We start from the raw sequence: 17,653 nt of genomic DNA on the forward strand, positions 1-17,653 counted from the left end.
GAAGGCCATCAAGCGAAAGGCCCACGGCCGACGCGAAAAGTCATGGTTCCGCATCGGACTAGACGCCCTCAGGGCATAGATCAACTTCTCACCCCAAAACGCTCTAACCGCATGGCTCAGCACTTTCCCTAAGACCATCAAAACCCAATGAGTCGTGTACTGTGGGATCCGCTTCAGCGCGACGCGCTTTACGCGCTTTACGCGGCTTCGCCGTAGCTGTCCGTCCGGAATTGCGTCAAAACGGAGAGGGAGCGCTTTGCCGGCGGAGGCCCTTAACCGGCTGTTCACCATAAAGTCCGATCCTGTGCTCCCGGCTGACGATGCGCCGGAAACCCCATCCGCCCCCCGCGCGACCTGGGGAGACTGAAATGATGGTTGCCGACATGAACAGGTTGGAGCAGGCCGCCCGCGTCTCGATGAGCGGCTTCCAGGATGCCGAGCCGCCGCCGGCGCCGCGGTCGTCGCATCTTTCGCTCCGCCTGGGCGCGATCGCGCTTCTGGCCGCCATGGCGCTGACCGCGGCCTGGCAACTGCTCTGACCCCGCATGCGGCTTTGACGTCCAGACTTCAGCGCGCCGCCATTTCGCGCGGAGCGCTTCAAGCTCCGGCCCCGGAACTTTTGTTCGCCGAGATTCGTTGTTGGCGGCGAGAGGTTTGGAGCCATGGAACACATCGCCGCATTGCTCTTCGTCGTCGGCTGTTCGAGCACGATGGCCGATTGCCGGGAACTCCAAGTGCCCGTCAGCGTCTTCGAGACGGCGCAGGCCTGCGTCGCCGAAAGGCCATTCGCCCTCGGCGACCTGCAGGGCCAGGCCCCCCGCATCATCGGCAAATGCCTCGCCGTGGATCCCGCGCTGGAGGACGACTACGACCGGATCGTCTGGAACGTGCGGCCCGACGGCACGCTGGCAGCATCGCTGGAGGTGTCCGGCATGCTTGTCGCGTCGAACGGCGGGCGCTCCGAAAAAGACTATGTTAGGCAACAGTAGAATCTGGCAGGCAAAACAGGTTTTTTCATGCTAAACGGTCGCTGGCACTGCCGAAAGTGAGGACAAAAGTGAGGAGCAATTCTATGCGGAAGATGATCATTGCCATGGTTGCTGTGGTCGCCGTCAGCGGCTGCACCACGACCGAGCAGGACGTTGTCGGCGGCGGCCTGATCGGCGCCGGTGTGGGCGGCCTGGTCGGCGGCAGCAAGGGTGCGCTGATCGGCGCGGCCGTCGGCGCCGGGTCGGGCCTCTTGGTTCGCAACCTTCGCAACGGCTACTGCGTGTATCGCCGCCATGACGGCACGACCTACCGGGCCCGCTGCAACTAGTTCCTTAGCGAAGAGAACCGGAGGCGGGTAGCCGGCCTCCGGTTCTCTTCGAATTCAGCCAAGGGCTGTTGGCCCGCTCACGCGATCAGCGGGATCCTGATTTCCACCTTCAATCCATCGTCGTGATAATCGCGCGCGATCGTGCCGCGCAATTCACGTGTGACGTTGAGATCTATCAACTTGGTGCCGAAGCCGGTCTTGACTGGCGCCTCCAGTTCCGTCTGACCCGCCTCGCGCCAGTTCAGGACCAGCGTCCTCTCGCGGTCGCGGCCTTCGACGCTCCAGTCGACCTTGAGAGCCCAGCTTCCCTTGACCGAATTGGCCGAACCGCCGGCCTCGCCATATTTCAGCGCGTTGGTGGCGAGTTCATGAAAGGTGAGCCCGAGCGCCTGCGTCGTCGTCTCGTCCAGCAGCACTTTCGGCCCTGACAACACGCCTTCGGGAAGGTCCTTGCCGAATACCTGCCCGAGCTCGATGCGCAGCAGGTCGCCGAGATCGGCTTTCTGCCAGCGCGAGCGCGTGAGCATATCCTGCGATGCCGCCATGGCCTGCAGGCGCGCCGAGAACGAAGCCGAAAACTCCTTGACGTCGGTGGCTTGCGAGGCCGTCTGCCGCGCGATCGCCAGCACGCGGGTAATCGAATTCTTGATGCGGTGCTTCATCTCCTGCAGGATCAGGTCCTTTTCCAGCAGGCTCTTTTCGGTCGCCTCGTGCAGCGCCGATTTCGCGTCATAGGCGCGTTCCTGATAGCGCGCCACCAAGGCGATGGCGCCGGCGAGCAGCAGCCCGAACAGCCCGAGCATCACCGGGATGGCGCGCGAGGACGGCGGCTCGAATGCGCTTGTCGGCCGAAACAACAAGGTCCACGGCTCGCCCGCCACGACGATATCGCGGCGTGCCAAAAGCTTCGCGCCGATGCGTTCCGCCGGCGGCGCCTCCGAACGGAACAGCAAATTGCCGGCCTCGGGCTTGCCGTCATAGACCTCGACATTGACCGGCAGAAGCGGCGAATGGCTGAGCGCGACCTGGAACAGATCCTGCGCGCGGAAGGCAACGTAAAGAAAACCGGCCGTCGAGGAGCGGCTTGCATTGATGACGTCGGGCGCGGTTTCGACGTTCAGCCGCACGAAAACCAGGAATCCGGTGAAGGTCTGCGCCACGCCGGCGCCCTGGCCGAGCTGGACCATGCCGCTCGCATGCTGCTGGTCATCCGCCATCGCCTCTTCGATCGCCGCGCGCCGTACCGGCTCGGTGAACATGTCGAAACCGATGATCGACTGGTTGGACGTGTCGAGCGGCTCGAACAGCACGATCGGCGTTCGCCATTGCTGCGTCGTGGCGGGATAGATCGGATGCGCCGACCCATGGTCGTGCAGGATGTCGCGTTCCACCGCCGCCTCGTCGCCGGTCTTGGCGAGCCTCATGAAGCCGATGCCGCGCAGCCCCGCGAAATTGTCGTCGATGTCGAGCGCGGTGAAGAAGGCCTTGAATTCGCCGCGCGAGATGTCGCCGTTGCGGGCATCGAACAGCGCCTGCGTCGAACGCAGCAGCGACAGATGCAGGTCGATGCGGCTCTCGATGCGGCTCAGCGCGTCATCGGCGGTACCCTCGAACTTGATCCGAGCCGCCTCCTGCGTCGCGAAATAGGCAAACCCCGCCATCGTCAGGCTGATCAGCGCGACGGCGACGAAGGCAACGATCGGAAAGAGCTTCTTCAAATCAAGGATGCGGCCCGTGGACGGTCGACGACCTTTATGGGCAAGTCTCCGCGCCAACACAATGGCGCGGTCAAATCATCACTGCGGCTGGTACATCACGCAGTCGTTAATTAGCCGGCTATCATCATGCCGCTATCTTCAGCGCGCCTGGACCCGGAATGGCGCCTGGCGGGCATTTGCCCAGGATGATCATTCCGAGCACTTCGTCCTGGGTGACGTCGGTGGTGCGCGCGGTCCCGACCACCTGGCCGTTCTTCATCACGCAGACCCGGTCGGCGAGCTCGAACACGTCGTGGATGTCGTGGCTGATCAGGAAGATGCCGATGCCGTCGGCCTTGAGTTGCTTGACCAGTTCGCCGACTTGCGCCGTCTCTTGCGGACCGAGCGCCGCCGTCGGCTCGTCCATGATCAGGATGCGGGCGTTGAACAGGATCGCGCGCGCGATCGCCACCGACTGCCGCTGTCCGCCCGACAGCTTGATGACCGGCTCCTTGAAGCGCTGGAAGCGTGGATTGAGGCGGCCCATCACCTTGCGCGCCTCGGCTTCCATGGCGACGTCGTCCAGCGTGCCCCAGCCCGTCATCAGCTCGCGGCCGAGGAACAGGTTGGCGGCGGCATCGACATTGTCGGCCAGCGCCAGCGTCTGGTAGATCGTCTCGACGCCATATTTCTTGGCATCGCGCGGATTGGAGATCGAAGCCTCCTCGCCATTGATGAATATCTGCCCGCTGTCGCGCTTGTAGGCGCCGGACAGGATCTTGATCAGCGTCGATTTGCCCGCGCCATTGTGGCCGAGCAGCGCCATCACTTCGCCGGGGAAAAGATCGACCGAGGCGTCGTCGACGGCGCGGATGCCGCCGAAGGCGATCGAGATGTTGCGCATGTCGACCAGCGGAACGCCGGCGGGAGCGATTTTGTCAGCCATGATCCTTCTCCTCCCTATAGTCCATGCTTGAGCATGGTCTCGTCCGAAAACCGGTTTCCACTTTTCGGCATCATGCTCAGACACGCTTGCGATAGATGGTGTCGAGCCAGACCGCGACGACCAGTACGGCGCCGACGACGATGCTCTGCAGCGGCGAATCGACGCCGAGCAGCACCATGCCGGACTGCAGCGACTGCATCAGCAATGCGCCCAGCATGGCGCCGAGCACGGTGCCGGAACCGCCGGCGAGCGACGTGCCCCCGATGACTGCCGCGGCAATGACCAGCAGTTCGTCCAGCGTCCCCAGCACATTTGTCGAGGAGTTCTGCCTGGCCGACGAGATCGCCGCCGCGATCGTCGCCAGCACGCCCATGATCATGAACACCTTCATGGTGATCCAGCGCGTGTTGATGCCGGCGAGATTGGCTGCTTCCGGATTGCCGCCGATGGCGAAGACGTAGCGGCCGAAACGCGTGCGCTTGGTGACGAAGGTCATGATCAGGCCGACGGCAACGGCCATCAGCACCGGAATGGCGATGCCATGCGCGATGAACAGCCCGCCTTCGGGAACGGCGATGTTGTTGGCGGCGGCGTAGCGGTTCACGATACCGACCGGCCACGGATAGGAATTGGCGAGCCACACCGCGCCCAGGATGACCGCGCAAGTGACCGTGGCGAGCAGCGTCTCGGCCCAGACCGGACGCAGCGGGAAGCGGAAGCGCTTGCGCTGCACGCGGCCGTTGAAATGCATGAAGATAACCGCCAGGCAGGCGACGATGCCGACGGCCCAGCTCCATCTGGCGCCGATCGAGCCCGCCGGGCCGCCGCCCATCAGCTGGAAGGTGGCGTCGAGCGGCGCCACCGTCTGGCCGCTGGTGACCCACCAGGCAGCGCCACGCCATACCAGCAATCCGCCCAGCGTCACGATGAAGGCCGGCACTTCGAGATAGGCGATGATGAAGCCCTGGAAGGCGCCGATGATGAGGCCGAGCGCCAGGCCGATCAGCAATGCCAGCACCCATATCCACGGATTGCCCAGCTCAAGCCCGACGAAGCGCACCAGGAAATGCACCTGGGCAAAGCCCATGACCATGCCGATCACCCCTTCGGCCGATCCGACCGACAGGTCGATGTTGCGCATGACGATGACCAGCACCATGCCGGAGGCCATGATCGCCACGGCCGAAGTCTGCACCGACAGGTTCCACAGGTTGCGCGGCGTGAGAAACGTGCGGCTGTCGAAGTCGAGCGGATTGACGCCGAGGCGCAGGCTGGAAATCACATGCAGCCCGATCCAGATCAAGAGCAGCGCGCCGATCATGCCGAGCATGCGGGTATCGAGCTCGGTCGCCTTCAGGAACCGGGCGACGGCGCCGAGTTCCGACGCGCGCGCGGTGTCCGCCGGTTGGGTAGACGTCGTGTCGGTCATGATTTCCTCCCGCCGGCCTGCCCGTCTGGCGCGGATGCCTGGCCAAGCCTAGAAGCTATCCGCCAGAGGCGGAAACACAAATCTTTTTGAGAAAACGCCGCGGCTTTCAGGCCGCGGCGCAGGGATTTTGATCGAGAGCCGGCAGACTTAGTTGCAGGCCTTGACGCTACCGGCGGCAACGCCCGCGCAGACTTCGTCCTTCTTGATCCAGCCGGCGTCGATGACGACGTTGAGATTGTCCTTGGTGATCGCGATCGGAGTCAGGAACAGCGACTTGACGGTGTTGCCGCCGGGCGTCGTGAAGTCCTTGGCGCCGGCGATGTCGCCCATCTTCTTGCCGTCGGCGAGCTGCAAGGCGATCTCGGCGGCGTTCTTGCCGAGCTCGCGCGCGTCTTTCCACACCGACACGGTCTGCGTGCCGAGCGCGATGCGGTTGAGCGCCGCGTGGTCGCCGTCCTGGCCCGAGACCGGAACGGTGCCGGCCAGGCCTTGCGCCGTCAGCGCCGCGACGACGCCGCCTGCGGTGCCGTCATTGGCCGCCACGACCGCGTCGACCTTGTTGTCGTTGGCGGTCAGGAACTGCTCCATGTTCTTCTGCGCGTTGGCGGGCAGCCAACCGTCGGTATAGGCCTCGCCGACATTCTTGATCTTGCCGCTGTCGATCGCCTCCTTCAGCACTTCCATGGAGCCCGAGAACAGGAAGTCGGCGTTCGGATCGGCGCCCGAGCCCTTGATGAAGACATAATTGCCTTCCGGCTTGACCTTGAACACCTCGCGGGCCTGCATGCGGCCGACTTCCTTGTTGTCGAAGGTCAGGTAGAACACGTCCTTGTTCTCGATCAGGCGGTCGTAGCCGACGACCGGAATGCCTTCATCGAGCGCCTTCTGCACCGCCGGGCCGATTGCCGAGGCATCCTGCGCCAGGATGATCAGCGCGTTGGCGCCTTGCGAGATCAGGCTTTCGACGTCGGTCAGCTGCTTGCCCGGATTGGACTGCGCGTCGGCCGAGATGTACTTGTCGCCGGCGGCCTCAATGGCGGCCTTCATCGCCGCTTCGTCGGTCTTCCAGCGCTCTTCCTGGAAATTCGACCACGACACGCCGATCACCTTGTCCTTCGCCTCGGCGACCGACGCCAGCGTCAGCGACATGGCAACGCCCGCCAGAATGGCGGCTGCGAATTTCTTCATGATATCCTCCCTGCGCCTGTGCGGCGCGACCCAGACTGGCCCGAAGGCCGGCATAGAGGCTTTTTTTCGAGCCTCAAAAAAATAGTGATCCAGCAAAACGACGCTGTCAACTGCGATTCTGATGGGTTTTGATGGGTCAGGGCATTTTTTTCGACATCCGCAATAAATAATGACACAGGCTGCGGCTTCTGCCACTATCCCTAGCATGTCACCGACAGGCCATGGCATCATCATCACAAGGCCGCGATGACTGGGAGGACGTGCGAGACGATGTCGGTCGGAATCCGTCACGACGATTTGCGCCGGCGCAACCGCGCCATGGTGATTTCGGCCGTGCGCCGCGCCGGCCAGCCCTCGCGCACGGAGATTGCTGCCACCACCGGGCTCAGCCACTCGACCATTTCGGCGATCTCCGCCGATCTGATCCAGGAAGGCATTCTCACCGAAAGCAAGGCCAGCGAGCCGACGGCGTTGAAACGCGGCCGGCCGCAGATCGGTCTGGCGCTGAACCCCGAAGCCGCCGCGGTGCTGACCGTGGTGCTGTCGCTGAACTTCCTGTCGGTCGCCGTGATCGATTATGCCGGCCAGGTGGTTGCCGAGGAGCAGCAGCGCCTCGACACGCTTGTCATGCCCCGCGACGAGCTGATCGGCGAATGCATGGCGATCGTGCGGCGCCGGCTGGGGGATCCCGACCTCGACGTGGGCAGCGTCGCCCGCATCGCCATGGGCATTCAAGGCATCACCGATTCCCATTCACGCGCCATGCTGTGGTCGCCGATCACGCCGCTGACCGACATCCCTTTCGCCGACCTCCTCGAAAGGGAATTCGGTATTCCCGCCACCATGGAGAACGACTGCAACATGATGGCGGTGGCGCTGCAATGGCGCGATCCCGAGCGCTATCGCGACGACTTCATCGCCATCCTGCTCTCGCACGGTATCGGCATGGGCCTTGTGCTGAAGGGCGCGCTGTTCAGCGGCACGCATTCCTCCGGCGGCGAGTTCGGCCATATGATCCATCGTCCGGGCGGCGCGCTTTGCCGCTGCGGCCGCCGCGGCTGCGTCGAGGCCTATGCCGGCAATTACGCGATCTGGCGCAGCGCCATGGGAATAAGCGAGGACGCCACCCCGACCGACGTCGGCGACGCCGATATGCGCGCGCTGGCCGCGAAAGCCCGGCAGGAGGACGGACCCGAACGGGAGGCTTATCGCCGGGCCGGCGAAGCGCTCGGTTTCGGCCTCGGCAGCCTGTTCGCCCTCATCGACCCGGCGCCTGTCGCCATGGTCGGCGTAAGCGCGGCCGCCTTCGACCTGATCGAGCCGGCGCTGCGAGAGGCGATCGCCCAGACCGCCGGCGGCCAGCACTCGGAATCGATCTCCTTCGACACCGAGCCGAACGAACTGCCGCTTATCCGCGAAGGCTGCGCCATGCGCGCGCTGACCTTCGTCGATCAGGAGATTTTCGCGCCGGGGGTGCAGGCCAGAGCGGGGGCCGGGAAGAACGTGGCCTGAGCGAACATGGCGCTGAAGCCGCGAATCGCACCAACGTTGGAGATTGGCCGAAGCCACCGCGACTTCGTCATTCCAGGGCGGAGCAAGGAGCGAAGCGACGCGCGCAGACCCTGGAATCCATGCCGTTACCTCGATCGTAGGGTGCAGCGGTGCAGAGTTCTGCGCCATAGCGGCGCGTGGAAGTCACGGCATGGATCCTCGGGTCTGCGCTGCGTCGCTACGCTCCTTGCTCCGCCCGTGGATGACGAAGCGCAAGCGTCTCGACTACCCACCAGCGTTAATGTTGGAGTGCCGATCCCGTCGGAACTTCCGCCCTCGGGACTAATCCTCCCTGATCGCGTACCCCGCCCCGCGGATGGTGCGGATGACGTCCGGCATGCGGCCGTTGTTGACCGCCTTGCGCAGGCGCCCGACATGGACGTCCACGGTGCGCTCGTCGATATAGATCGTCTCGCCCCAGACATTGTCGAGCAGCTGGCTGCGCGAGAACACGCGGCCGGGATGACGCATCATGAATTCGAGCAGGCGGAACTCGGTCGGGCCGAGCCTGATCTCGCTCTTCTTGCGGTAGACCCGGTGCGATTCGCGGTCGAGCACGATGTCGCCGACCTTGAGCACGCTGGACAGCACCTCCGGCTTGGCGCGGCGCAGCAGCGCCTTGACGCGCGCCATGAACTCCGGCGTCGAGAATGGCTTGACCAGATAGTCGTCGGCGCCGGTCGAGAGGCCGCGCACGCGGTCGCTTTCCTCGCCGCGCGCCGTCAGCATGATGATCGGCAGCCGCTCGGTCTCGGGCCGCATCCTGAGACGCCGGCAGAGCTCGATGCCGGAAACCGCCGGCACCATCCAGTCGAGCACGAGCAGGTCGGGAACGTTTTCCTGAAGGCGGATTTCGGCCTCGTCGCCGCGGGTCACCACTTCGACCTGGTAACCCTCGGATTCGAGATTGTAGCGGAGCAGCACCCCCAGCGGCTCCTCGTCCTCCACCACCATGATGCGTGGCGCGATCATTGGGGTAACCTTTTCGTCAGGCCGCCGGCGCCGACATTGCGGTCTCGTCCTGCTTCGGACGATTGGCGGGCAATTGCGTGCCGGTCAGCACATAATAGGCATTCTCGGCGATGTTGGTCACATGGTCGCCGATGCGCTCGAGGTTCTTGGCGCAGAACAGAAGATGCGTGCAAGCGGTGATGTTGCGCGGGTCTTCCATCATGTAGGTCAACAGCTCGCGGAAGACGGACGTGTATTTGACGTCGATGCGCTCGTCGTCGTTGCGAAGCTTGGCCAGCGCCGTGGCATCGCCCACCATGTATTCCTGGATCACGGCCTGGACCTGGATCAGCACCAGCTGCGCCATCGAATCGATCGAATGCGTGAGGTCGCGCGGCGCGGCGCTGACGCCGACCGAGCCGACGCGCTTGGCGATGTTCTTGGCGAGATCGCCGATGCGTTCGAGGTCGCCCGCCATGCGGATCGAGCCGACCACGTTGCGCAGGTCGTCCGCCATCGGCTGCCGCTTGGCGATCAGCGTGATGGCGCGGTCGTCGAGCTCGCGCTGACGAGCGTCCATGATGGCGTCGTCGGAGACGACGCGCTGCGCCAGCGCATTGTCGGTCTCGAGCAGCGCCCTGGTCGCACCGCCGACCATGGAGCTGGCGAGATCGCCCATGTCGTTGATGAGCCGGCTGATCTGCCTCAGATCCTCGTCGAAGGAGGCGACGGTATGTTCGGCCATGATGATGTCCTCGTATGAACTCAGCCGAAGCGGCCGGTTATGTAGTCCTGCGTGCGCTTCTCGCGAGGCGAGGTGAAGATCTTCTCGGTCCGGTCGAACTCCACCAGCTCGCCCAGATACATGAACGCCGTCTGCCGCGACACGCGCGCCGCCTGCTGCATGTTGTGGGTGACGATGACGATCGTGTAGTCGGCCTGCAACTCGTCGATCAGTTCCTCGATCTTGGCGGTCGACAGCGGATCGAGCGCCGAGGCCGGCTCGTCGAGCAGGATGACCTCGGGCTTCACCGCCACGGTGCGGGCGATGCACAGGCGCTGCTGCTGGCCGCCCGAGAGGCTGAGGCCGCTGGCGTTGAGCTTGTCCTTGACCTCGGTCCACAGCGCGGCGCGCTTCAGCGCCTGCTCGACGCGGCTATCCATCTCGGCCTTGCTGATCTTCTCATAGAGCCTGACGCCGAAGGCGATGTTCTCGTAGATCGACATCGGGAACGGCGTCGGCTTCTGGAACACCATGCCGATCTTGGTGCGCAGCAGGTTGAGGTCCTGCGAGCGGTCGAGGATGTTCTTGCCGTCGAGCAGCACCTGGCCCTCGGCGCTCTGCTTCGGATAGAGCTCGTAGATGCGGTTGAGCACGCGCAGCAGCGTCGACTTCCCGCAGCCCGACGGGCCGATGAAGGCTGTCACGCTGCGCTCGGGCAGGGACAGGTTGATGTCCTTCAGCGCCTTCGACTGGCCATAGTAGAAATTGAGGTTCTTGACCTCGATCTTGGCCTTCTCGACGGTCGTATCGGCTGCGTTCAGGTCGGTGGACAACATCGGTTTCATCTGTCCTCTCTGCGTCCGGTTAGGCTGCGGGCGATGATGCTCAGCCCGAGAACCGTCAGGGTGATTATGAGTGCGCCCGTCCAGGCCAGTTGCTGCCATTCCTCGTAAGGGCTGAGAGCGAACTGGAAGATGGTCACCGGCAGGCTGGCCATCGGCGCATTGAGATTGCTCGACCAGAACTGGTTGTTGAGCGCGGTGAAGAGAAGCGGCGCCGTCTCGCCGGAGATGCGGGCGATCGCCAGCAGGATTCCGGTGACGATGCCCGACATTGCCGCGCGGTAGGCGACGGAGCGGATCACCACCCAGCGCGGCGCGCCGATGGCGGCGCCTGCTTCGCGCAGCGCGTTGGGCACAAGGTTCAGCATGTCCTCGGTGGTGCGCACCACGACGGGGATCACCAGGATCGACAGCGCGACGGCGCCGGCAATCGCCGAGAAGTGCCCCATCGGCCGCACCATCAGCTCATAGACGAACAGGCCGATGATGATCGATGGCGCAGACAACAGGATGTCGTTGATGAAGCGCACCACCGTCGTGAGCTTCGAGAAGCGGCCATATTCGGCCATGTAGGTGCCAGCCAGCACGCCGATCGGCGTGCCGACGACGATGCCGATGATCGTCATGACGATGCTGCCGTAGATGGCGTTGAGCAGGCCGCCGGCGTCGCCGGGCGGCGGCGTCATTTCAGTGAACACCGCCAGGTTCACCCCGGAGAGCCCCTTGTAGAGCAAGGCGCCGAGGATCAGCGCCAGCCAGGCGAGGCCGATGCCGGCCGCGACGACGCACAGCGCCATCATCACGGCATTCTTGCGTTTGCGGCTTTGGTGAAGCGATGCGGCAGTCGACATCGGTCAGGCTCCCGTGCGGCTATCGATGCGCAACAGCATGTAGCGTGCAAGCGCGAGGATGATGAAGGTGATGATGAACAGGATCAGGCCGAGCGATACAAGCGAGGATGTATAGAGATTGCCGTCGGCTTCGGTGAATTCGTTGGCGATGGTCGCCGAGATCGTCGTGCCCGGCGCAAACAGCGAGGCGCTGATGCGGTGCGCGTTGCCGATGACGAAGGTAACCGCCATCGTCTCGCCGAGCGCGCGGCCGAGGCCGAGCATGACGCCGCCCATGATGCCGACGCGGGTATAGGGGATGGTCACGCGCCGGGTCACTTCCCAGGTCGTGCAGCCGATGCCGTATGCCGATTCCTTCAGCACCGCCGGCACCGTGTCGAACACGTCCTTGGTGATCGAGGTGATGAAGGGCAGCACCATGATGGCAAGGATCAGCGACGAGGTCAGCAGGCCGATGCCGTAGGGCGGGCCGGCAAACAGGCTGTTGAGGCCGGGGATGCCTTTGAAGAGCCAGATGACGAAGGGCTGGATCGTCGTCTGCAGGAACGGCGCGAACACGAACAGGCCCCAGATGCCGTAGATGATCGAGGGAATGCCTGCGAGCAGCTCGACCGCGATGGCGATCGGGCGCCTGAGCGGACGCGGGCAGAGCTCGGTCAGAAAGATGGCGATGCCGATGCCGATCGGCACAGCGATGAGAATGGCGATGGCCGAGGTGACGATGGTGCCGTAGATGGGCGCCAGGGCGCCGAAATTCTCGGTGACCGGGTTCCAGGATTCGGTGGTCAGGAAGGAGAAGCCGAACTTCGACAGCGCCTCCCACGAGCCGGCGACCAGCGAGATCGCGACCCCGCCGAGCAGAACCAGCACGAGGATGGCGGAAAGGCGCGTGGCCGTCCGGAATGCCATGTCGGTGAAGGCGAAGCGGCGCACTGTCGCTTCCCTGGTCCGCAGGGCGGACGATGTCGCGGCGTCGGAAACGGCTGTCATTTAGCCCCTCGCATTTCGAAAGAGACAGGAGGGCGCCGGAGACGCCCTCCTTATTCGCTAGGAATTACATGCCGGAGTAGAGCGGCTTGCCGCTCGCGTCGACGATGTCCTTGCCCCACATTTCCTCGACGCTCTTCACGACCGCGTCGGGCATCGGAACGTAGTCCAGGCCCGCGGCCAGCTCGTCGCCCTTGGCATAGGACCAGGCGAAGAACTTGAGCGCTTCGGTCGTGGCCGCAGTGTCGTCGGGCTTCTTGTAGACGAGGATCCAGGTGGCCGACGTCATCGGCCAGGATTCAGCACCGGCCTGGTTGGCCAGGATGACGCCGTAGCCCGGCTGCGAGCTCCAGTCGGCATTGGCCGCGGCGGCCGAGAACGCGGCGGCGGTCGGCTCGACCTTCTTGCCGTCCTTGTTGATCAGGTCGGTGTAGGTCAGCTTGTTCTGCTTGGCATAGGCGTATTCGACGTAACCGATCGCGCCGCCGGTCTGCGAGACGTTGTTGGCGACGCCTTCATTGCCCTTGGCGCCGATGCCCACCGGCCATTCGAGCGCGGTGTTGACGCCGACCTTCGACTTCCAGTCGGCGCTGACGTCGGCCAGGTAGTAGCTGAAGTTGAACGTGGTGCCTGAGCCGTCCGAACGGTGGACGACGGCGATCGCCTGGTCGGGCAGCTTGGCGTCGGGGTTGAGCTTCTTGATCGCTTCGTCGTTCCAGTTGGTGATCTTGCCGGCGAAGATGTCGGCCAGCGTCGGACCGTCGAGCACCAGTTCGCCCGGCTTGATGCCTTCGAGATTGACGACCGGAACGATGCCGCCCATCACCATCGGGAACTGCGCGAGCCCGGTGGAGTCCAGATCCTCGCCCTTCAGCGGCGCGTCGGAAGCGCCGAAGGTCACGGTCTTGGCCTTGATCTGCTTGATGCCGCCGCCGGAGCCGATCGACTGGTAGTTGAGACCGATGCCGGTCTCCTTCTTGTAGGCGTCGGCCCACTTCGCATAGATCGGATAGGGGAAAGTGGCGCCGGCGCCGGAGATATCGGCTGCCATTGCGGCGGAGATGCTAAGGGTTGATGCCGCAGCCATTGCAATCGCAACGGCCGCCGAGCGGATGAAATGTCTCATGTGGCCTGCTCCTGTTCGGAAGATGGTCTTTCGGCACCCGTTCTATCGGCGCCCGGTGAGCGCAATAGCCTTCGATTATTACAGTCGCATGACAGTTTCGTGTCAGCCCGGTAACGCCTGAACGGGGATGCTCGGAAGGGTCCGCGGCGGCCTCGAAGGACCGGCCGGAGTTTGCCGCGGGAATCAGTAACTTGTCTGACTTTTGAAACAAAATTTATCCCGGCGGCCGGATGACGGCCGCCGGGAAATAAAATCCGGACGAGAGTGCGTTGCCTGAATGCCAGAGCGGATCATGGCCTGGCCATCGCCGAAAACAGGTCCGTTGGGGTAGAGTCGACGCTGTTTCTTGTTGGCGGTCGCTGCTCCCGCCCGTAACCGAAGAGCGGAATCAATGTCACGATTGTCCGAGCTTGGCGTTTGCTTTGATATGGTGCGATCGCACCATACGCATGCGTCAACGCCCTGCGCCCGCCAGCCGGCTAAAATCCGCCTTGACTCTTGATTTCGCGCAGTTCCGGGACGGACGGCTACGCGAAGGCGCCGGAGCCTGAGCGTTTCACGCTTTTCCCGATATTGCTCTAACCTGCGTTGCGCCGGGTCTCGACGTCCGAGCCCAGCCATCGCTCGAGCTTTTCGAGCAGCGCCCGCGGACTGATCGGCTTCGGCAGGTAATCGTCCATGCCGGCCTCCAGGCAGCGTTCGCGGTCGCCCTTCAGCGCGTGCGCGGTGACGCCGACGATCGGCACATGCGTGCCCATGTCCTCCTCGAGCCTGCGGATGGCGCCCGTCGCCTCCAGCCCGTTCATTTCCGGCATCGACACGTCCATCAGGATCATGCGCGGATTGAGCCTGCCGAAGGCGTCGAGCGCCTTGCGGCCATTGCCGACGATCTCGAAGCGGTAACCGGTCTCGCCGAGGATCTGGGTGAACACCATCTGGTTCACCTCATTGTCCTCGGCGACGAGGATGTCGAGCCCGCGCTCCGCATCGGCAGGGCGTGGACGCGCCCGCGCCGGCGGCGGCTGCAGCATGGCGCGGTCCGATGCCGCCGTCTGCGCCGGAGCGGCTTGCGGGGAGCTGCCGGCGCCAATGACGGGTTGCGGCTGCGCGGCCGTGCTGCTGTGGCGGTGGCGCTGGATGGTCGAGACCAGCGTTTCCAGGAGAATGGAGGAGCGCGCCGGCTTGATCAGTTGCGCATCGATGCCGAGGTCGCGATAGGCCGTGCCGGCAAGCGACTGGTCGACCGAGGTCAGCATGATGATGGGCGTATGCGCCAGGCCCGCCGTGTTGCGCACGATGCGCGCCATCTCGGCGCCGGTCATGCCGGGCATCTGATAGTCGAGCACCACGCAATCGACCGGCACGCCATAGGCGGCGGCGGCAATCAGCACCTTCAACCCCTCGGCGCCGCTTTCGGCCGCGCAGGAATCGAACGTCCACGACGCCATCTGCTCGCTCAGGATCGAGCGGTTGACGGCGTTGTCGTCGACGATGAGCACGCGCGCGCCGGTGACATCGACCGGCATGATGCGCTGCCCGCCCTGCTCGGCCCTGGGCAGCGTGACGGTGAACCAGAAGGTGGAGCCCTTGCCTTCGGCGCTGTCGACGCCGATCTCGCCGCCCATCATCTCGACCAGCCGCGAGGTGATGGCAAGGCCAAGCCCGGTGCCCTCATGCCGCCTGGTCGAGGAGGTGTCGACCTGGCTGAATTTCTCGAACACCAGCTTCAGCTTGTCTTCCGGAATGCCGATACCGGTATCCGTCACGGAAATGGTGAGCTTCGTGCCCGCGGGGACCCGGTCGCCCGTCACGTCGACCAGGACATGGCCCTCGTCGGTGAACTTCACGGCGTTGCCGAGCAGGTTGGTGACGATCTGCCTGATCCGGCCGACATCGCCGACGAACTGGCCGTCGAGCCCCGGCTGGACACGGACGATGAGCTCGAGGTCCTTCTCCTTGGCGCGCGTCGACACCAGCGTCGCCACATCCTCTATCGCCTCGGCGAGATTGAAGGGCGCCGGGTCGAGCACCATCTGGCCGGCATCGATCTTGGAGAAATCGAGGATGTCGTTGATGATGGTGAGCAGCGCGTTGCCGGATTTGACGATGATGTCGGTGAACGTCTTCTGCTTCGGATCGAGGTCCGACTTTGCCAGCAGCTCTGCCATTCCAAGAACCCCATTCATCGGCGTGCGGATCTCGTGGCTCATATTGGCGAGGAATTCCGACTTGGCCCGGTCGGCGAGCACGGCGCGCCGGCGCGCCTCGCTGAGCTCGGCCTCGCGCTGCTTGAGCTCGGTGATGTCGGTGGTGGAGCCGATCAGATAGAGCGAGCCGTCAGAGGCGATCATCGCGCCCTTGCGGGCGAACTGGTGCCTGACGCTGCCGTCCGGCATCGTCACCGTCTCTTCGATCTCCTGCGTCTCGCCGGTGCGCAGCACGGCCAGGTCGCTGGCGACGAAGGCTTCGCCGTCCGCGCCGAAAATCTCGACATCGGTCTTGCCGACGGCTTCTTCCTTGCTGAAGCCGGTGAGATCGCACCAGCCCTTGTTGACGTAGAACTGCCTGAGGTCCGAGCGCTTGGCGTAGATCGACACCGGCACCTTGTCGATGAGGCTGCGGAACACCTCGTTCTCGCTCATGCTCTGCCGGAGCGCCTGCTCGCGCGCCTTGACGTCGGTGATGTCGGTGCTGGAGCCGACCAGATGCACGGAGCCGTCGATCGCCACCAGCCGGCTCTTGCGCGTCATCAGCTGCCGGACCGTGCCGTCGCGGTGGGTGACGGCCTCCTCGATCTCGCGCCCCGAGCCGGTCGCCACGACGTCGGTGTCGTCATTGCTGAAACCGTCCGCCTCTTCCGACGCGAAAAGCTCGCGATCCGTCTTGCCGAGCACCTCGTCCTTGGCGAAGCCGGTCAGCGCGCACCAGGCCTTGTTGACGAATTCAATGCTGAGATCGTCGGCCTTGATGAAGGCGGCCACGGGCAGCTCGTCCATCACGTGCCGGTAGAGGTCGATCTGGCGCATGGAGTCGCGCAACGCCTTCTCGCGCGTCTTGATGTCGGTGATATCGACGCGCACGCCGATGAACGTCCCGTCGTCGGTGCGCATGTCATAGACCTGGTACCAGCGCCCGTCGGCGTTGAGGCGTTCGTAGGCGGAGCTCGGCAAACGGTAGCGCGTGAGCATGGCGTCAAGCCAGCGTTCGGTGTCGACGCCATACAGACCGTCGATTTCGGCGTCGCCGCTCGAGCGGAAGTAGCCGACCGAATGGCCGAGAGACAACGCCTCGCGGAATGTGCGGCCCGGCTGCCAGGCCGGCTTCAGCGCCGGCAGCGTATCCTGCAGCTTGCGGTTGGCGAAGACGAAGCGATCGTCGCGATCGTAGATGATGACGCCGGCCGGCAGCGACTCCAGCACGGTGGCGAGGTTCCTGCGTGCGTCCTCCGCTTCTGTCTCGCGCTGTTTCATGTCGGTGATGTCGACATAGGAGATCAGCCGCTTGCCTCCGGGAAGCGGCGCCAGCGAGGCGATCAGTGTGCGGCCGTCCTTGCGCGGCAACTGCCTGGACCCCGCGGCTCCGGCGCGGATTTCGGCCTCCCGTTCGGCCACATGGCTTTGCCAGGCCTGTTCCTCGCCGCCGAACGGATCGGCGTCACGGCTGGCTTCCATGAGGTCGCGAAAGCGACTGCCGGCCGGAGCGCGCCGCGGATCGATCTTCCAGAAATCGTAGAATGCCCGGTTGACCACCTCCGCCCGCAATTCGGCATCGAGAACGATGACGCCGATCGGCATCGAATCGACCATCAGGCTCAGATTGGCAAGCGCCTCCGAAGTCCCGGCCATATCGTGGACGCCACCGAGAAAGGCCCCGTTGTCGCGCATATCCGCCTTGTTGAAGCTCCGCGCGCTGTCCGCCTCGACAGTTCCGTCCGTGTCCGCCATTCCTACCCCCAGGACCGAACCGTGCCGGTCCGTCGGCGGAATGTGCCCGACAAGCATTAACGATCCGCTAACCATAATGATTGCAACCGCCTGCCGCCG

The 17,653-nt window shown here is 64.4% G+C and carries 15 protein-coding genes; 4 read left to right on the top strand and 11 right to left on the bottom strand.

Annotated elements, in window-relative coordinates; all coding sequences use genetic code 11:
- The first annotated feature begins 368 nt into the window (after positions 1-368).
- The 3 genes from FJ418_RS32125 to FJ418_RS30120 all read left to right on the top strand — a co-directional run bounded on the left by FJ418_RS32125 (position 369) and on the right by FJ418_RS30120 (position 1,318).
- Positions 369-539 (top strand): hypothetical protein, encoded by a 171-nt coding sequence (locus FJ418_RS32125; protein ID WP_181167148.1) that lies wholly within the window; start codon positions 369-371, stop codon positions 537-539.
- 123 nt (positions 540-662) lie between these two features.
- On the top strand, positions 663-989 hold the full coding sequence (locus tag FJ418_RS30115) for a hypothetical protein (protein ID WP_140657994.1): 327 nt from the start codon (positions 663-665) through the stop codon (positions 987-989).
- Between the two features lie 83 nt (positions 990-1,072).
- Entirely contained in the window at positions 1,073-1,318 is a 246-nt protein-coding gene (locus tag FJ418_RS30120) for a YMGG-like glycine zipper-containing protein (protein WP_140648119.1), read from the top strand.
- Positions 1,319-1,395: 77 nt separating this feature from the next.
- Here the strand turns inward: FJ418_RS30120 and FJ418_RS30125 are convergent, their stop codons facing one another.
- The 4 genes from FJ418_RS30125 to xylF all read right to left on the bottom strand — a co-directional run bounded on the left by FJ418_RS30125 (position 1,396) and on the right by xylF (position 6,578).
- Positions 1,396-3,036 carry a CHASE domain-containing protein gene (locus FJ418_RS30125; RefSeq protein ID WP_140871854.1) on the bottom strand — a complete coding sequence of 547 codons (1,641 nt, stop codon included), beginning with the start codon at positions 3,034-3,036 and terminating at the stop codon, positions 1,396-1,398.
- A gap of 124 nt (positions 3,037-3,160) precedes the next feature.
- Complete coding sequence (locus tag FJ418_RS30130) at positions 3,161-3,961, bottom strand: ATP-binding cassette domain-containing protein (protein WP_140657998.1); 801 nt, start codon at positions 3,959-3,961, stop codon at positions 3,161-3,163.
- 76 nt (positions 3,962-4,037) lie between these two features.
- A complete protein-coding gene (locus tag FJ418_RS30135; protein ID WP_140871856.1) occupies positions 4,038-5,390 on the bottom strand; it encodes a sugar ABC transporter permease in 1,353 nt (450 codons plus the stop codon).
- A gap of 147 nt (positions 5,391-5,537) precedes the next feature.
- The gene (gene xylF / locus FJ418_RS30140; RefSeq protein ID WP_140871858.1) at positions 5,538-6,578 is read right to left on the bottom strand and encodes a D-xylose ABC transporter substrate-binding protein; all 1,041 of its coding nucleotides are present in this window, start codon (positions 6,576-6,578) and stop codon (positions 5,538-5,540) included.
- Between the two features lie 270 nt (positions 6,579-6,848).
- Between xylF and FJ418_RS30145 the strand changes: the two genes are divergently transcribed.
- The gene (locus tag FJ418_RS30145; protein WP_140648124.1) at positions 6,849-8,090 is read left to right on the top strand and encodes an ROK family protein; all 1,242 of its coding nucleotides are present in this window, start codon (positions 6,849-6,851) and stop codon (positions 8,088-8,090) included.
- Positions 8,091-8,411: 321 nt separating this feature from the next.
- Here the strand turns inward: FJ418_RS30145 and phoB are convergent, their stop codons facing one another.
- The 7 genes from phoB to FJ418_RS30180 all read right to left on the bottom strand — a co-directional run bounded on the left by phoB (position 8,412) and on the right by FJ418_RS30180 (position 17,554).
- On the bottom strand, positions 8,412-9,101 hold the full coding sequence (gene phoB, locus FJ418_RS30150; protein ID WP_010911896.1) for a phosphate regulon transcriptional regulator PhoB: 690 nt from the start codon (positions 9,099-9,101) through the stop codon (positions 8,412-8,414).
- A gap of 16 nt (positions 9,102-9,117) precedes the next feature.
- Positions 9,118-9,825: a phosphate signaling complex protein PhoU gene (gene phoU / locus FJ418_RS30155; protein ID WP_140647910.1), complete on the bottom strand. Its 708-nt coding sequence runs from the start codon at positions 9,823-9,825 to the stop codon at positions 9,118-9,120.
- 20 nt (positions 9,826-9,845) lie between these two features.
- Complete coding sequence (gene pstB / locus FJ418_RS30160) at positions 9,846-10,649, bottom strand: phosphate ABC transporter ATP-binding protein PstB (RefSeq protein ID WP_140647909.1); 804 nt, start codon at positions 10,647-10,649, stop codon at positions 9,846-9,848.
- Positions 10,646-11,497 carry a phosphate ABC transporter permease PstA gene (gene pstA / locus FJ418_RS30165; RefSeq protein ID WP_140647908.1) on the bottom strand — a complete coding sequence of 284 codons (852 nt, stop codon included), beginning with the start codon at positions 11,495-11,497 and terminating at the stop codon, positions 10,646-10,648. The genes pstB and pstA overlap by 4 nt, the downstream gene beginning before the upstream one ends.
- A 3-nt stretch (positions 11,498-11,500) precedes the next feature.
- Complete coding sequence (pstC, locus tag FJ418_RS30170; protein WP_140647907.1) at positions 11,501-12,487, bottom strand: phosphate ABC transporter permease subunit PstC; 987 nt, start codon at positions 12,485-12,487, stop codon at positions 11,501-11,503.
- Positions 12,488-12,551: 64 nt separating this feature from the next.
- On the bottom strand, positions 12,552-13,610 hold the full coding sequence (gene pstS, locus FJ418_RS30175) for a phosphate ABC transporter substrate-binding protein PstS (RefSeq protein ID WP_140871860.1): 1,059 nt from the start codon (positions 13,608-13,610) through the stop codon (positions 12,552-12,554).
- A 578-nt stretch (positions 13,611-14,188) separates the two neighbouring features.
- Positions 14,189-17,554, bottom strand: coding sequence for a response regulator (locus FJ418_RS30180; protein WP_246683274.1), 3,366 nt, complete (start codon positions 17,552-17,554; stop codon positions 14,189-14,191).
- Positions 17,555-17,653: the final 99 nt, after the last annotated feature.

This window comes from Mesorhizobium sp. B2-8-3 (genome assembly GCF_006440815.1).
In the GTDB taxonomy this organism is placed as follows: Bacteria; Pseudomonadota; Alphaproteobacteria; order Rhizobiales; family Rhizobiaceae; genus Mesorhizobium.

Bases quoted from the DNA above. Each gene is read 5' to 3' on its own strand.
- FJ418_RS30130 (WP_140657998.1), bottom strand. From the start codon at position 3,961: ATGGCTGACAAAATCGCTCCCGCCGGCGTTCCGCTGGTCGACATGCGC.
- pstC (WP_140647907.1), bottom strand. From the start codon at position 12,487: ATGACAGCCGTTTCCGACGCCGCGACATCGTCCGCCCTGCGGACCAGG.
- phoB (WP_010911896.1), bottom strand. From the start codon at position 9,101: ATGATCGCGCCACGCATCATGGTGGTGGAGGACGAGGAGCCGCTGGGG.
- FJ418_RS30180 (WP_246683274.1), bottom strand. From the start codon at position 17,554: ATGGCGGACACGGACGGAACTGTCGAGGCGGACAGCGCGCGGAGCTTC.
- pstB (WP_140647909.1), bottom strand. From the start codon at position 10,649: ATGAAACCGATGTTGTCCACCGACCTGAACGCAGCCGATACGACCGTC.
- FJ418_RS30135 (WP_140871856.1), bottom strand. From the start codon at position 5,390: ATGACCGACACGACGTCTACCCAACCGGCGGACACCGCGCGCGCGTCG.
- pstA (WP_140647908.1), bottom strand. From the start codon at position 11,497: ATGTCGACTGCCGCATCGCTTCACCAAAGCCGCAAACGCAAGAATGCC.
- FJ418_RS30120 (WP_140648119.1), top strand. From the start codon at position 1,073: ATGCGGAAGATGATCATTGCCATGGTTGCTGTGGTCGCCGTCAGCGGC.
- phoU (WP_140647910.1), bottom strand. From the start codon at position 9,825: ATGGCCGAACATACCGTCGCCTCCTTCGACGAGGATCTGAGGCAGATC.
- FJ418_RS30115 (WP_140657994.1), top strand. From the start codon at position 663: ATGGAACACATCGCCGCATTGCTCTTCGTCGTCGGCTGTTCGAGCACG.
- pstS (WP_140871860.1), bottom strand. From the start codon at position 13,610: ATGAGACATTTCATCCGCTCGGCGGCCGTTGCGATTGCAATGGCTGCG.
- FJ418_RS32125 (WP_181167148.1), top strand. From the start codon at position 369: ATGATGGTTGCCGACATGAACAGGTTGGAGCAGGCCGCCCGCGTCTCG.
- xylF (WP_140871858.1), bottom strand. From the start codon at position 6,578: ATGAAGAAATTCGCAGCCGCCATTCTGGCGGGCGTTGCCATGTCGCTG.
- FJ418_RS30145 (WP_140648124.1), top strand. From the start codon at position 6,849: ATGTCGGTCGGAATCCGTCACGACGATTTGCGCCGGCGCAACCGCGCC.